This window comes from Arthrobacter sp. NtRootA1, assembly GCF_019976975.1.
GTDB classification, from domain to species: domain Bacteria; phylum Actinomycetota; class Actinomycetes; order Actinomycetales; family Micrococcaceae; genus Arthrobacter; species Arthrobacter aromaticivorans.
Genome location: NZ_AP024630.1, coordinates 592,394 through 606,739 on the forward strand (window position 1 = coordinate 592,394; position 14,346 = coordinate 606,739).

At 62.0% G+C, this 14,346-nt stretch carries 17 protein-coding genes; 9 read left to right on the top strand and 8 right to left on the bottom strand.

What is annotated here, in order from left to right; translation table 11 throughout:
- Positions 1-252: a phosphoribosylformylglycinamidine synthase subunit PurS gene (purS, locus tag LDN90_RS02915; RefSeq protein ID WP_011773385.1), complete on the bottom strand. Its 252-nt coding sequence runs from the start codon at positions 250-252 to the stop codon at positions 1-3.
- A 256-nt stretch (positions 253-508) separates the two neighbouring features.
- On the opposite strand from purS, the gene LDN90_RS02920 reads away from it, so the two are divergent.
- Both LDN90_RS02920 and LDN90_RS02925 read left to right on the top strand, forming a co-directional pair.
- Entirely contained in the window at positions 509-694 is a 186-nt protein-coding gene (locus LDN90_RS02920; RefSeq protein WP_216921986.1) for a hypothetical protein, read from the top strand.
- A 123-nt stretch (positions 695-817) separates the two neighbouring features.
- Complete coding sequence (locus LDN90_RS02925) at positions 818-1,108, top strand: DUF1540 domain-containing protein (RefSeq protein ID WP_144650113.1); 291 nt, start codon at positions 818-820, stop codon at positions 1,106-1,108.
- Positions 1,109-1,238: 130 nt separating this feature from the next.
- Here the strand turns inward: LDN90_RS02925 and LDN90_RS02930 are convergent, their stop codons facing one another.
- On the bottom strand, positions 1,239-2,177 hold the full coding sequence (locus tag LDN90_RS02930) for an NAD(P)-dependent oxidoreductase (RefSeq protein ID WP_223947856.1): 939 nt from the start codon (positions 2,175-2,177) through the stop codon (positions 1,239-1,241).
- Positions 2,178-2,439: 262 nt separating this feature from the next.
- On the opposite strand from LDN90_RS02930, the gene LDN90_RS02935 reads away from it, so the two are divergent.
- Together LDN90_RS02935 and LDN90_RS02940 are read left to right on the top strand one after the other, a co-directional pair.
- Positions 2,440-5,364 carry an exo-alpha-sialidase gene (locus LDN90_RS02935; protein ID WP_346347001.1) on the top strand — a complete coding sequence of 975 codons (2,925 nt, stop codon included), beginning with the start codon at positions 2,440-2,442 and terminating at the stop codon, positions 5,362-5,364.
- Between the two features lie 259 nt (positions 5,365-5,623).
- Positions 5,624-8,791 (top strand): S8 family serine peptidase, encoded by a 3,168-nt coding sequence (locus LDN90_RS02940; protein ID WP_223947857.1) that lies wholly within the window; start codon positions 5,624-5,626, stop codon positions 8,789-8,791.
- A 64-nt stretch (positions 8,792-8,855) separates the two neighbouring features.
- Here the strand turns inward: LDN90_RS02940 and LDN90_RS02945 are convergent, their stop codons facing one another.
- The 4 genes from LDN90_RS02945 to LDN90_RS02960 are packed head-to-tail and all read right to left on the bottom strand — an operon-like array spanning position 8,856 to position 11,076.
- A complete protein-coding gene (locus LDN90_RS02945) occupies positions 8,856-9,245 on the bottom strand; it encodes a serine protease inhibitor (RefSeq protein ID WP_223947858.1) in 390 nt (129 codons plus the stop codon).
- A gap of 60 nt (positions 9,246-9,305) precedes the next feature.
- The gene (locus LDN90_RS02950) at positions 9,306-10,220 is read right to left on the bottom strand and encodes a 3-methyladenine DNA glycosylase (RefSeq protein WP_223949222.1); all 915 of its coding nucleotides are present in this window, start codon (positions 10,218-10,220) and stop codon (positions 9,306-9,308) included.
- On the bottom strand, positions 10,207-10,785 hold the full coding sequence (locus LDN90_RS02955; RefSeq protein ID WP_223947859.1) for an SSI family serine proteinase inhibitor: 579 nt from the start codon (positions 10,783-10,785) through the stop codon (positions 10,207-10,209). Before LDN90_RS02955 ends, LDN90_RS02950 begins: the two co-directional genes overlap by 14 nt.
- 24 nt (positions 10,786-10,809) lie before the next feature.
- Positions 10,810-11,076, bottom strand: coding sequence for a helix-turn-helix transcriptional regulator (locus LDN90_RS02960; RefSeq protein WP_223947860.1), 267 nt, complete (start codon positions 11,074-11,076; stop codon positions 10,810-10,812).
- A 66-nt stretch (positions 11,077-11,142) separates the two neighbouring features.
- Between LDN90_RS02960 and map the strand changes: the two genes are divergently transcribed.
- The gene (gene map, locus LDN90_RS02965) at positions 11,143-11,913 is read left to right on the top strand and encodes a type I methionyl aminopeptidase (protein WP_223947861.1); all 771 of its coding nucleotides are present in this window, start codon (positions 11,143-11,145) and stop codon (positions 11,911-11,913) included.
- 40 nt (positions 11,914-11,953) lie between these two features.
- Here the strand turns inward: map and LDN90_RS02970 are convergent, their stop codons facing one another.
- Positions 11,954-12,424: a MarR family transcriptional regulator gene (locus LDN90_RS02970; RefSeq protein ID WP_223947862.1), complete on the bottom strand. Its 471-nt coding sequence runs from the start codon at positions 12,422-12,424 to the stop codon at positions 11,954-11,956.
- 85 nt (positions 12,425-12,509) lie between these two features.
- Here LDN90_RS02970 and LDN90_RS02975 point away from each other — a divergent pair, with 85 nt between their 5' ends.
- The 4 genes from LDN90_RS02975 to LDN90_RS02990 all read left to right on the top strand — a co-directional run bounded on the left by LDN90_RS02975 (position 12,510) and on the right by LDN90_RS02990 (position 13,799).
- On the top strand, positions 12,510-12,734 hold the full coding sequence (locus tag LDN90_RS02975; RefSeq protein ID WP_216921971.1) for a hypothetical protein: 225 nt from the start codon (positions 12,510-12,512) through the stop codon (positions 12,732-12,734).
- 120 nt (positions 12,735-12,854) lie between these two features.
- Entirely contained in the window at positions 12,855-13,085 is a 231-nt protein-coding gene (locus LDN90_RS02980) for a hypothetical protein (RefSeq protein WP_216921968.1), read from the top strand.
- 202 nt (positions 13,086-13,287) lie between these two features.
- Positions 13,288-13,623 (top strand): LapA family protein, encoded by a 336-nt coding sequence (locus LDN90_RS02985; RefSeq protein ID WP_223949223.1) that lies wholly within the window; start codon positions 13,288-13,290, stop codon positions 13,621-13,623.
- A complete protein-coding gene (locus LDN90_RS02990; protein WP_216921960.1) occupies positions 13,620-13,799 on the top strand; it encodes a hypothetical protein in 180 nt (59 codons plus the stop codon). The genes LDN90_RS02985 and LDN90_RS02990 overlap by 4 nt, the downstream gene beginning before the upstream one ends.
- 102 nt (positions 13,800-13,901) lie before the next feature.
- Here LDN90_RS02990 and LDN90_RS02995 read toward each other — a convergent pair whose 3' ends face one another.
- Positions 13,902-14,201, bottom strand: a complete 300-nt coding sequence (locus LDN90_RS02995; RefSeq protein WP_216921958.1) for a DUF4193 domain-containing protein — start codon at positions 14,199-14,201, stop codon at positions 13,902-13,904.
- Positions 14,202-14,346: the final 145 nt, after the last annotated feature.

Sequence of the window (14,346 nt, forward strand, 5' to 3'; positions counted from 1 at the left end):
TCAGGCCTCGACGACCTCGACGTTGACAACATCCTCGATCACCGGGTTGGACAGGAGGGTCTCTGCGGCCTCACGGGCCTGGGCCAGGATAGCGTCGGTCACCTCGCCGTCGACTGTCAGTTCGAAACGCTTGCCCTGACGGACTGCGCTGAAGCTGTTGAAGCCGAGGCGGGGCAGTGCACCCACGATGGCTTTCCCCTGGGGGTCCAGAATCTCGGGCTTGGGCATGACGTCAACGACGATCCGGGGCATCCGGTAACTCCTGTGCGTGAGTTGGGTGAACCTTAAATAAGGCTGCCGCGGAGGTGCCGTCTCACGCCGTTCAACTGAGTTTCTTACAGCGTGGGGGCGCTCCGCGAGCTTGCACACCTATCTTACCGGGACGGGCGCGCATACCCTATTCAGCCGGATTCCGCGAGGACCCCCCGCCGATCGCCACCAAATTGGGAGCAATGAAAGCCCGACGGCGGCACTCGCCGGGCGTGGCGCCCGTCACTAGGATTGTGGCATGGCGGAGAAACCGAGGTCGATGGTGCTGGGCGTCGTAGTCGCAGCTGTTTTTGCGGGTCTGGGACGAATGGTCATCCAGAAAATCAAGGCTGACAAGGCGGCGAGGGAACACCACATGACAGCCCCGTTGGATAAGGAAACGCGCGCGAAGATCAGCGACGCGCTCCGCACACCAGGCAAATAACGGCATTAGCGCACGCACAAATGCGCTATTCCTTCGGGTTAAATCCGGCCAAGGCGGCGTACTTTAGGGACTACACGCGGGGTTCAGGCCCTTCGTTAAATCCGGATCCAACCAGGAGGAACAATGACCGAACACATTGCCGAAGTATCCGCCTGTAGCGTCGGCAGCTGCGGCTTCAACCATGATGGATGCACTGCTTTTGGAATCACCATTGGTGGATCGCAGGACCACGCTTCCTGCGCCACATTCATCGACACCAACGCAATGGGCGGCCTTCCCAAGGTCCTTGCCCACGTGGGTGCTTGCCAGCGGTCCGAATGCGTTCACAACAACAACCTCATGTGCGAGGCCCACGACGTCAGGGTCGGCCCTGGCCGCGAGGCTGCCGACTGCCTGACCTACGAGCACGCCTGACTCTTATCTTTCACGAAAGTGGGTCCGTCCTGGTGGGCGGGCCCACTTTTTCGCGCACGTTCACCCAACTAGGTAGCAGCTGAGCGCGTTTAGACGGCTCTAAACGCGCTCTAATGCGACCCAGTTGGGATCAGCGGTCCACGAGGTTGGTCAGGTCGCTTCCTTCCCGGAGCGCCGAGATGTTGGCCAGGACCAATTGTGCTGAGCCCTTGGGGCGGTTGCCTGCCACGTGCGGAGTGATGATCAGGTTTGGGGAGCTCCAGAGCTTGGAGTCTGCGGGCAGGGGCTCTTCCTTGGTGACGTCCAATGCAGCCGCCCGGAGGCGACCCTCGTGCAGCGCGGCTACGAGGGCATCCTCATCGACGGTGGCTCCGCGGCCCACGTTGATGAACACCGCGGTATCGGGCAGTGCCTCAAGGATCTCCGCGTTCAGGGCGTTCTCCGTTTCCGGAACGGCCGGCAGGATCGAGACCAGGACGTCCGTGGTGTGCAGGATTTCCGGAAGATTCTCGGTTGCCACCACGGGGAATCCGTAGCGCTCGCCGGCAGAGTTCGCAACGCCGGTGACCTTGGCGCCCAATGCTGCCAGCAGGGGAGCGAGTCGTCCCGCGATGGAGCCGAACCCCCAAATGGTGACGTTTGCGCCGTCGAGCGTGTACTGCTGTTCCGTGGCGGCAGCCGACTGGGCCACGTTGTAGGCGCGGTCCCATGTGGCGGTCCTTTGTGCGTCGTGCAGTACGTCCAGCCGACGGACGGCAGCGAGGATCAAGGCCAAGGCGTGCTCGGCCACTGGACCGTCGTGAAGTGAGCGACCTGACGCGATAGACACGTTGGTTCCAAATCCCGCTGCCAGCACGGAATCCGGTCCGGCTGCAAGGGTCTGAACGAGTTTGAGCGCGGTCATCCGCTTGGCTGCGTCCGCGAGGTTGGCGCCGGTGTTCTGCCAGACAACCAGGACCTCCGCGTCAACGTGCTCGTCCGGAACGGGCTCATCCACCTTGTAAACGAACACGTCCTCGCCGGAGTTGGAAAGATCCAGGCTGATGGTGTTGGGGACAAGGATTTTCACTGCAGCTCCATCGCTAGAAGGTAATGCCAGTACGTCCACGAGGTTAGCCCGACATGGGGCCGCGAGGCTTCCCCGACTTCATCCCTAGCAATGTGACGACCAGCACCATATGGTTGTAGGACGTTCGACGTGGCACGTAATACGAGGTATATCGCCGAATCGAATCGATCCCCGCACACCGCGAGATGGCAGATAGCGCCAATGTTTGAGCCAAGCATTGGCGCGAAAAGCCATCTCGGCGCAGCTTCGAAAGGACACAAAATTGCTCGCACGCATCGCAGCCACTGGAGCCCTGAGCCTCGCCCTCCTGGCCAGCTTGGGTCTTCCGGCCACGGCCGCCCCGATTCCACCGAACAACCCCACAGCCGCCCCTGGCGGTTTCGCCGAAGCAAATCTCGCCGCTGATCGCACAGCCGCGAACTTCTTCTACCGGATTCCTGCACTCACCTACTTGGGCAACAATGTGGTCTTGGCTGCATGGGATGGCCGTCCCGGCTCGGCCGCCGATGCTCCCAACCCGAACTCGATCGTGCAGCGCCGCAGCACAGACGGCGGCCAGACGTGGGGCCCTGTGCAGGTCATTGCGGCCGGACACGTCGCCGATGCCAGCGGCCCCAAGTACGGCTACAGCGACCCCTCATACATTTACGACGCCGAGGCAGGCAAAGTCTTCGCCTTCTTCGTCTATTCCAAAGACCAAGGTTTCGGCGGCAGCCAGTTCGGCAACGACGACGCAGACCGGACCGTGATCTCCTCGGCGGTTATCGAGTCCTCTGATGGCGGCGTTACGTGGAGCCAGCCACGGCTCATCACCAATGTCACCAAGCCCGGGACCAGCAAGAGCAACCCTGTGGTGGGCGATGTACGTTCCAACTTCGCCTCTTCGGGTGAAGGCATCCAGCTCAAATACGGGCCGCACAAGGGCCGACTCATCCAGCAGTACGCGGGCGATGTCCGCCAGGCCGACGGTACCAATAAGATCCAGGCCTACAGCGTCTACTCGGACGATCATGGCGTCACCTGGCACAAGGGTGCCAACGTGGGTGACCGCATGGACGAAAACAAAACCGTTGAACTCTCCGATGGCAGGGTCCTGCTGAACTCCCGCGACAACGCCAACCAGGGCTACCGCAAGGTGGCAATCTCCACGGATGGTGGTGCCACTTACGGTCCGGTCACCCAGGACACGGAGCTGCCGGATCCGGCCAACAACGGTGCCATTGCCCGGATGTTCCCGAACGCCGCCCAAGGTTCGGCGGACGCGAGGAAGCTGATCTTCACCAACGCAAATTCCAAGACCGCCCGCGAGAACGTCTCGGCCCGGGTATCGTGTGACGACGGCGCCACCTGGCCGGGCGTCCGAACCATTCGTTCCGGCTTCTCCGCCTACTCCACGGTGACCCGTACGGAGGACGGCAAGTTCGGCGTCCTTTACGAGGGCAACTACACGGACAACATGCCCTTCGCGAAGTTCGACGACGCCTGGCTGAACTATGTCTGCGCACCGCTTTCCGTCCCTGCCGTCACCACCGCTCCCGGTGCAACCCAACAAGTCGCCGTGACGGTCACCAACCAGGACGCCACCACGATCTCCGGCGCCAACGCCACCGTCTTCACGCCGAGCGGCTGGTCGGCCACCACGGTGCCGGTTCCCGACGTCGCGCCTGGTGCCTCGGTGACTGTCAACGTAGCGCTGACCGCTCCGGCGAACGCCAGCGGTCCGCAGAACCTTAACGCAGCATTTACGACGGCGGACGGCAGGGTTTCGCAGTTCACCTTCACGGCGACGGTCCCTGTGGCCCCGCAAGTGGGGCTCGCCATCACAGGCTCTGCACCTGCGCGTGATGTTGTGACCAGCCCGTATCAGGCCGGGGAGGCCCTCAGCTATTCCTTCACTGTGAAGAGCACGTCCAACGTCACGGCAAACGCCGTACCTGTTTCGGGGAGCTTCGACTCGGGCTTTCTGCCACCGACTGCACCCAACTGCCGGTTCAATAACCTGGCCGCCGGCGCCAGCTACAACTGCACTACCCCCAAGCATGTGCTGACGGCCGCGGACATCGAGCGCGGCTACTTCGTGCCCGAGGCGAGCTTCACCATCACAGCCAGCTCGACGCCGTCGCTCACTAAAACGGTTCCGTTCACCGGCGCTGCGGTGGCCCTGCGCGACGGCCTGGTGGCAGCGGACATCAGCGGGGCGCGTACCGACGTCGGGCGTGACCTCGCAACCCAGCCCTACGCGGCAGGCGACCTTTTCCCCTACACGTTCACAGTCAAGAACACGGGTCCGCTCGTGGAAAACGTGGTGCCCACCGCCGGCAACTTCAGCCCCTTCGTCCCTGAGGGGCCCGGCAATTGCCGTTACCTCACCCTGCTGGCCGGGCAGAGCTACCAGTGCGCCACGCCGCGCCACACCGTGACCGCTGAGGAAGTCGACCAGGGCTTCTTCGTTCCAACCACCAGTTGGCAAGTCGGCTCGGCGGGCCAGAGCACAAGGAACTACGGGATCGACGGCGGCGAGGTGGACTTGAAAATCCGCGAACCGAAGCTTGAAGGAACAGTCTCCGCGGTCTGGGAAGACGCAGACGGTGACCGCTTCGCCAGCGCAGGAGATCCTGTGACGTACACCTACACCGTGGGCAACGCCGGCAATGTGGCGCTGACGGGGCTTGAGGCTACGGGGTCTGGAATCACTGAAACTGCCCTGCCCATTGGCGGCACTGCGACGGCCACGCGTGTCCATGTGCTTACTGCCGGGGACGTCGCAGCCGGAAGCCTCGCCGCCGTAACTTTCGATGCGACGGCGCACAACGGCACCAAGGAAGTGGCCGCCACTGCCGAAGGCGCCGCGCTGGCCCTCAACGTCCAGCCCGCAAAGCCGGACACGGAGCCCGCGCTGAGTGTCCAGGACTTCGACGGCCAAACGGCGTCGTTTGATCTGGGCACGGGGGAGAAGTATCGCAATGGCCAGAAAGTGACTTTGAAGGGCTTGGAATACGGGCAGTGGTACTACGTGTATCTGAACAAGGACAGTTACCGACTCGGATGGGTCTTTCCCACCACGGATAACACCGTGGAATTCATTCTTCCATCGGATGTAAAGAATGGACGTGACGATGTTGTGGTCCTGGATAAGGACGGTACGCAGCTCTCCTTTGATCGGCTGCAGGTGACGCCAAAGGGCTAGACGCAGCGCTTGGGCAAAACAGCGGACCGCAGAAACTTTCCTGCGGTCCGCTGTTTTGCCGTCATGTGACGCGAATTTGCGGCAGTGACGCGACAAAATTCACAAACTGTGCTGTATGTCATATTTGCCTCTCACTCTGTACTCTGTGACTCGGATGGTTGCTTTGTTTTGACAGGACCTGTCAAAAAAGCAGCCATCTCCAGTTGACAGGCCTTGGCGATGGAGCCTGGGCCTCACTCAGTGAAAGGTGCTATCACTCGTGAAATCACAAGGAAAGAGCTTCGTCAGAAGCGGGGGGCTTCGAAAGGCAGCGGCCCTCGCCGTGGGTTTGCCGTTGCTGCTCTCTTCCGTGGCGTTGCCGGCCCAGGCAGCTCCCTCCCCGGAGAAGGAGTCCGGGAACCAGACAGGCGTGGTCAAGAAGAACCTTGACCCCAGCGCCTACAAGGACGGCCGCTACATGGTTGTCCTGGCAGAAAAGCCTGCGGCTACATACGACGGCGGTACGCCGGGTCTTGCGCCCACCAAACCGGAAGAGGGCAAGAAGCTCGATTCCGGCAGCGCGGAGGTGAAGGATTACCAGAAACATCTGCAACAGGCGCAGCAGGAAGTCGCGCAGCAAGAAAACGTCACCATTGAACGTGACTTCACCACCGCCGTTAACGGCTTCAGCGCCAACCTGACGGCAGACCAGGCCATCAGCCTGGCCAAGGACCCCAAGGTCCTGATGGTCGCACCGGACACACAGTACGCACCTGACTACTCCACCACTGACTTCCTGAAACTTAGCGGCCCCAACGGCACCTGGGCAACGCAATACGGAGGCCAGGAGAACGCCGGCAAGGGCACCGTCGTTGGTGTCATCGACACCGGATACACACCCTCCAATCCCTTTTTCGCCGGCGATCCCGTCGGCCCACTGGTCGGCGACCCCCAGGTGGGCGTCCCTTACCGGACCGCTGACGGCAAGATCGCGATGCTGAAGGCGGACGGCGATACCTTCATCGGCGAATGCCAGCCCGGCACGGACACAGGCGCCAGCTATGACGGCAGCGCCTGCAACTCCAAGGTCCTCAGCACCCACTACTTCGCGGATGGCTTCCTGGGAAGTGTCCCCCCGGAAAACCGTGCCCCCGAGGAAGTCATCTCGCCCGTCGACGTGGACAGCCACGGCACCCACACCGCAAGCACAGCGGCGGGTAACGGCAACGTTGACGCCGTGGTGGACGGCCGCAGCTTCGGCATCACCAGCGGTATCGCTCCTGCCGCCAAGCTCTCCATCTACAAGGTCTGTTGGGAAGACACAGATCCGACGACGGGCGGCTGCTACGGCTCCGCTTCGGTGGATGCCATTGAACAGGCCATCCTGGACGGCGTTGATGTGCTGAACTACTCCATCTCCGGTTCCACCACATCCACTACCGATCCCGTATCGCTGGCGTTCCTTTCCGCTGCGTCGGCCGGGATCTTCGTGGCAACCTCCGCCGGAAATTCCGGACCAACACCCAGTACCGTGAATCACGGAGCGCCCTGGTTGACCACTGTGGCTGCGACCTCTTTCTCGCAGGAACTGCAAGGCACCATTGAATTCTCCGATGGCAGCAAATTCCGCGGAGCGAGCATCATGAACCACGAGGTGAGCGGGGCCGGCGTCGTGCTTTCCACCAACGCGGCAAGCGGTGAAGGCAATGCAGCGCTGTGTGCTCCCGGCTCGCTGGATCCGGCCAAGGTCACCGGCAAGGTTGTTGTGTGTGACCGAGGCGTGGTTGACCGCACCGCCAAGAGCGCGGAGGTCCTCCGAGGCGGTGGCGTCGGAATGATCCTCGTGAACCTGACGGAATCGTCGCTGGACACGGACAAGCATGCTGTTCCCACTGTCCATGTGAACCCTCCGGCCACGCAGACCATCAAGGACAAGGTGACGGCCGACCCGGCGATCACCGTATCCCTGCTGGACCACGACACCACGGGACTGCCCGCTGAGCCCCAGCCGCAGATCGCTGGATTCTCGTCCCGCGGCCCACTGCTGGCAACAGATTCCGATCTTCTGAAGCCTGACGTATCAGCACCTGGCGTCGCTATCCTTGCTGGCGTTTCGCCCATCGGAACCGGTGGAGACAACTTTGGATTCCTTTCAGGAACGTCCATGGCTTCTCCGCACGTAGCTGGTTTCGGCGCCCTGATCCTGGGCAAGAACCCACTGTGGTCACCGGCAACCGTGAAATCGGCCATGATGACCACCGCCGGTCCCGTGAAGCTGGCCAATGGCGCTGTCAACAAGGACGTCTTCGCCACCGGCGCAGGCCAGGTGGACCCCGCAAAGGTCCTCAGCCCAGGTTTGGTTTACGACGCCACCACCGAGGACTACCTCAAATTCGTTCAGGGCACGGGCCTGGACCTCGGCATTGAAGGACTTGGCACCACGCAGCCGCGGGACATGAACGTCCCCTCGTTTGCGCTGGGCAACCTGGCCGGCAAGATCGAGGTCACACGGACAGTTACAGCCCTGACACCGGGCCTCTACCGCGCCTCCGTCAACGTTCCCGGTGTCAACGTCAAGGTCACCCCGAGCGTGCTGAACTTTGCCGCCGCGGGTGAAAAGAAAACGTTCAAGGTGCAGTTCGAGAACAACAATGCAGCCCTGGGCGAGTTCGCCATGGGTTCACTCAGCTGGCAGGGTGCCAACAAGACAGTCACCTCGCCCATTGCCGTCCGTCCGCAATCTGTCATCGCGGATAAGGCAATGGCCTTCACGGGAACAGGCCCCAACGGCTCAGCAGCCATCAACATCGTCTCCGGCACCAACGCACCGGTGGGAGTCACGGTTGATGGGCTGTCCAAGGCGGATTCCTCAGCAATTGAATTGGTTCCGGGTCCCTTTGCCGGCGAGACCAATGCCTCGAACTTCGTCAAGAAGGTAACGGTGGGGGAGAACAGTGCCTTGGCCAAGTTCTCGGTCATATCCTCCGACGAAGCAGCGGACTTCGACATGCTCGTTCTGACCCCGACGGGTCAGCAGCTCCCGTCCGCGACCGGCTCGGCCAGCGAATCCGTCACGGTGCCCGATCCCGAGCCGGGCGACTACTACGTTTTCGCCAACCTTTACGCGAGCCCCAACAACCAGCCCACCAAGGCAACAGTTGATGCCGCAGTCCTGGGGGCCAACGAGGGCAACGCCACGGTGACGCCCAACCCGATCCGCCTCGCCAACGGCAAGGCCGGCACCATCTCGTTGAACTGGACCAACCTCACGCCGGGCTCCTACATTGGACGCCTGACGTTCGAGGGCACCAGCGAACCCAGCTTCGTCACTGTAGTGGTGAGTCCTGGCGGTGCCGCGGTTGTTCCGGATGACGAAAACCCGAAGAAGGAAAAGAAGAACAACAAGATCCGCGGAGACGAGCCAACGCAAAGCAACAACGCAAGCTAGCTCGTTCGTGGAATTTGTGGACGGCTGACGCCCTATCTCAAGGGCGTCAGCCGTCCGCACAAAGTCAGACCGCGCCCGTGGATCTTCCTGTGCCGCCCAGAAGTGGTGCCATGGCCCGCCAGCGCGCGATCTCGCAGCCATCGGTCCGGCTGAGCTTGCTGTGGACCTTCCGCCCACGGAACCAACCTGTCACAAGGGCCACCTGCGGGCCCCCGTACTGTTGGGTACAGATCCGGTCCGGCCGCGGCTCCGGAAAGAATACTTCCTCGCCGAACTGCTCGACGGCGGCAAGGGCCGCGGCGGCGTCCGGCAGGTTCGAGTCGATCGAGCCCGGCTCCTGAGACAGAATGCCCTTAGCGGACCGCAGGTGGAACTCAGTAGGCGCGGCGCCAGGTGCCTCTGTCAGCGTGACGGTGAGGTCGACGTCGTACTCGCTGTTGTCGGAAGAAACCATGGTTACCTTTCGCTGGTGGCGGCGGTGCTGGCGGCAGGAGTCCCCGGGGATCCGACTCCTCTAAAGCAGCGGTTGGATTGCCTGAAGCACGCGGGCCCGCAGCGTCTGGGATTCGGCCGCAAAAGCCCGCTGGTACTCAACGTACTCGGCCTTGCCCTGCGGTGTCTCGATCCTGATGGGCGGGTAGCCCCATTCTTCGAGGTCGTAAGGGGAAGCCTGCATGTCCATTGTCCGGATCCGCCACGACAGTTCGAAGCAGTCCATCACCAACTCGCTCGGCAGCGCCGGAGTCAGTTTGTAGGCCCATTTGTACAGGTCCATGTTGGCGTGCAGGCAGCCCGGTTGCTCCATAGTGCGCTGGTTCTCACGGGTGGGCGTGAGCTCGTTCAGCGGGACGGCGTCCGGCGTGTAGAAGCGGAACGCATCGAAGTGGGAACAGCGGATACGGTTCTGCTCCACCACGGCGTCAGTGCCCTCCGCGCCAAGCCGCAGTTTCAAGTACTCGTGCCGCAACTCGAATTTCTCTTGCCGGTACACCATTGCCCACTCATGGAGGCCGAAGCAGCCGAACTGACCCGGGCGCTTCGCGGTGCCGTTGAGGATAACGCCGGCGAAACTGACGGCCTCGGCGCGTTGAGCCATGAAACTCTCCCTGTCAAAGGTGACCGCGGGGGTACCTGGCGGCAGTCCGACGGCGGCGAGGTCGCCGTCGTCGAGCATGCGGTAGAACTTCCAGTTGGCGCGCTCAAGGGCACGTCCGCCACTTAACACCACACCGTCGCCGGGATGCCAGCGAAGCAATTGGCCGGGTTTCTGGGTGTAGTAGGTGAAGAGGAAGTCCTCCACGGGATGTTTCTGTCCTGCCGACCGGCGGGCCAAATAGGGGTCGGCGTACCGGGCGACGCGTGCATGATGGGCGGCCTCCAACCCGAGCCAATGCTCTTGGGGGAGGTGCTGCGGCCTAAGCTGCTCCACCACTGGAACCGATGATGGCGCTGGCCGCGTCCCACAAGGCGATTTGGCAGCCGTCAGTGCGGCTGAAGGAAGCGGAAATTTCCATGCCGTCAACCGCGCCGGTTACCTTGGCCGTTTGGGGGCCGCCGAACTGTTGCGTGCACTCTTGGTCGCTCTTGATGGGTGCGTGGCTGAGCAGCGAAGGATTATTCTTCAGCGCAGTGCAGGCCGCATCCGCGGTGGGGTGTTTGCTTTCGGCTGCCGGGGCGCCATCGATGCAGACGAGCGTGTAGTGCTGCGGTGCTGCGTCGGCGGACTCAAGCACCGTGATGGAGAGTTCAGCGTTTCCCTGTCCCGGGGTGGGCTTGACCGCCGGGAGGCTGGGGTCCGGTGTTGTGTCTTCGGGGCCGAGGGTTGTGGGCACCTGGGTTGGCGTTGGTTTGGAGGGCGTGTCACTGGGACTAACGGACGACGACGGCGCGGAGGTAGCGCTGCTCGACCCACCCGGGGCGGGGGTGCCCGAGCAGCCGGCCAGGCCAGCGAGGGCCAGCGCGGCTATGAGGGGCCGAACGAAGCGCGAGCGCATTGAATCTCCTTGGTTGCTGCCATTTTATGCCGGTGCGGCAATGCTTTCGGGCTGGCTGATCCCTGCCCACACCTCATCGAGGGACAGCCCGAGGACATCGGCTATCGCTGCGATGGTCTGGAATGCCGGGGTGGCCACACGTCCGGACTCAATTTTCCTCAGTGTCTCCGGTGAAACCTGGGCCTCAAGTGCAATTTCCAGCATGGAGCGCCCTCCCCGGGCTCGACGCAACATGGCGCCGAGACGCTGCCCGCGTTCGACCTCTTCAGCTGTGAGTGGCAATCTGACCATGGCTCCAATTCTAATACCGGGATAATATGGCCGGGATAGTTATTGGTTGAAGGGGAAAGGCGCCGCATGATCGAGATTCTGAGCCGCACCGAACTGCATCGGGCAAGGGAGGTCGGTGCCTTGGTGGCCGACATCCTTCAAACGATGAAAGGTCGCAGCATGGTGGGCGTCAACCTCTTGGAGATTGATCAATGGGCTCAAGCCATGATCATCGATGCCGGGGCTCAATCCTGCTACGTCGACTATTCGCCGTCCTTTGGACGCGGTCCTTTTGGGCACTACATCTGCACGTCCGTCAACGATGCTGTACTCCATGGACTGCCTCACGACTACACGCTTGCTGACGGCGACCTCGTATCCCTGGACCTCGCCGTTTCCAAGAACGGGGTCGCTGCGGACTCCGCTATCAGCTTCACAGTGGGCGATTCAAAGCCCTTGGACAGCCTGGCAATGATCGACGCAACCGAGCGGGCCTTGAGCGCAGGGATAGCCGTGGCCGGACCTGGCGCCCGCATCGGTGATATCTCCCATGCCATAGGCTCGGTCCTCAGTGCGGGCGGATACCCGATCAATACCCAGTTCGGTGGTCATGGCATCGGATCGACGATGCACCAGGACCCGCACATCGCCAATGCCGGGAGGCCGGGCCGTGGGTACAAATTGCGTCCCGGATTACTGCTGGCACTGGAGCCCTGGGTCATGGCGGACACCGCCGAACTCATTACCGACGACGACGGCTGGACGCTGAGAAGCGCCACAGGTTGCCGTACAGCCCACAGTGAGCACACAATAGCCATCACCGACGACGGGGCCGAGATTCTCACCTTGGCGCGCTGAGCAGGGACCCGGGCGGCGCTTGGTTGCCTTGCGGTGGGTCTCAGGTGCCGCTGCGCTGGGTTGCCGCGATGAGGCCGGTCATAGCCTCGTGGAGTTCGGCCACCTCCTCGCGACTGAGGTGCAGGCGCTCCCGGATTGCACCAGGAACCGCCGTTGCCTGATCCCGAAGCGCTGCCCCCTTTTCCGTCAGCTTGACGGCAAGAGCCCGCTCGTTGCCCGGTACGCGCTCGCGGGTGATGAGATGGGCTTCCTCGAGTCGGCGCAGGAGTGGGGACAAAGTGGCGGGTTCGTGGAGGAGGCTGTCGCTGATGTCCTTAAGAGTCCTGGGGCTCCGCTCCCAGAGTGCAAGCATCACAAGGTACTGCGGATGGGTGAGCCCTAGTTGCTCGAGGATGGGCTTGTAGATACCCACCACGCTCCGCGAGGCAACCGTCAGCGCGAAGCACAGCTGGCGCTCCAAAAGGAGGTCGTCAGTTTCGCTGGCCTGGCTTGTCTCATCCGTCTGGGTCATGACTGCCTTCCCGCCAATTAGTTAGTGCACTAATTGTTAGCGTACTATGAACTTGTTGAAGCGTCTACAAGAGGAGTCGATCCGCGTGGCAAAGGAATCGTTTACCCAGAAGTTCATGCGCGCTACCGGAAAGCTGAGGATCATCTTTGGCCCCGCACACAGCAGCTCCATTGATCACGAAATGACCGAGGCCAACCGCAGGCTCCTGGCCCAACGCGAAGCGGAGACCCAGCAATGGGAAACCCTTCGCCGTCCGGATGGCAGCACATACGTGGTTCCCCGTAATCCGGACGACAAGTCCCTGCGCTAAGCCTTTTCGCCTGTTGGGATTCTGCGCCTTTTCTGGTCCGCGGGCGTAAAATTGGCGTACTGGTACGGCATGCGCCGTCCTGCCGCTTTTCTCTCTCCCGTTGAAAGGAGGTGGAAGAACATGGGACGCAAGTTGGAAAACTTTCAGCACGTGACCGAGCGGCTGCAGTCCGTATTCGGACCAGCAACCCATGGGGACACGGATGCCCCTGTTGTGCATAAGCACGACGACTTCGAAACGGCTTCCGAGGAAGATTTGAAGCACTTCGACGTTGAGACCGACTCGGAAGGCCATCACTACGCCGTCCGCAACGACGATCCCGGGCCAACTTCAACCGACTACAGCGTGTGACCGACAGTAACAACGGCACCCAAATACCGAAGGACCGGACCGCGAACTCCGGTCCTTCCTTATGTAGGGCAGCCCTTATGCCCGGGCCACTGTTGAGCCACTTATAAGCATGCTTATTATATGAGTGCATGGACATGTGGTGAGCACGCATACGTTCTGGGAAATGAGGGGGCTGTCAATGAGCGCTCAAGATGATGCCGCAATGGCCCGGGGAGGTCCTGGACGGGCGGACTACCCACAGTCGCGGGTGGCTCCGGGCAATTCCCGCCCTACACGGACAGCAGCAATCTGGGTGGCCGTAGCTGTGGGCCTGGTGGTGTTGGTCCTGTTGATCGTCTTCTTCGTCCAGAACCAGGACATGGTCACCGTTCGGTTCTTCGGATTGGAAGGGGCGCTCGCCCTCGGCACCACGCTGTTCATCGCAGCTGTTGGAGGAGGCGTGCTGGTGGCGCTGGCCGGCGGTGCGCGGATTCTTCAACTCAGGGTGAGCAATCGCCGACGCCAGAAGATGATCGGCGGACAAGGAGGCGGGCTATGACGGACACTCCGCTGGAGGACGACAAGTCGCCGGACCGGCCTGCTCCAGAGGATGGCAGGGAGGCTGCCGGTCTGCTTGGTGACGCTCTTTCGCCGGTGGTCGCACCTGAATACACCGACGAGGAGCGACTGTCCGAGCCCGATCAGGAGGGCAGACAGGAACCGGGCGACAAGTAGTTAATTGCGGAAGGACCGGAGCACGTGCTCCGGTCCTTCCGCAATTAATCCCGACGGCGGCACTCCCTGACGATTCATGTTCCGCCGGGGTGGTGGCCGTCTTTAGCCTTCGCAGTCAGTGCAGTAGGCGACGCCATCCTTTTCGCGGGCAATCTGCGAACGGTGGCGGACCAGGAAGCACGAGTTACAAGTGAACTCGTCGTTTGCCTGGGGGATGACCTGGATAATCAGTTCTTCGGCGACGATTTCGCCACCGGGACCGTTGGCGTCCAGGCCGTCGGTTTCGTCGAGTTCAAGAACCACGCTCTTGGCCGTGGGGGCGCTGGCGGACTGGAGCGCCTGGAGGGACTGCTCCTGGTTCTCTTTTACATCGGTACGGAGTTCGTCGTAGTCGGCTGCCACTTTTTGATGCCTCTTCGTGTTAGGGGGTTACCGGGTATGCAACGTACAGCATGCCATGAAAATTCCATACCATACCCCAGATACGGCGCTTGTGGCGAAAACCACGTGCGTGGCGGCCCAAAAAAGGCCGCCACGCCGCGCCAAT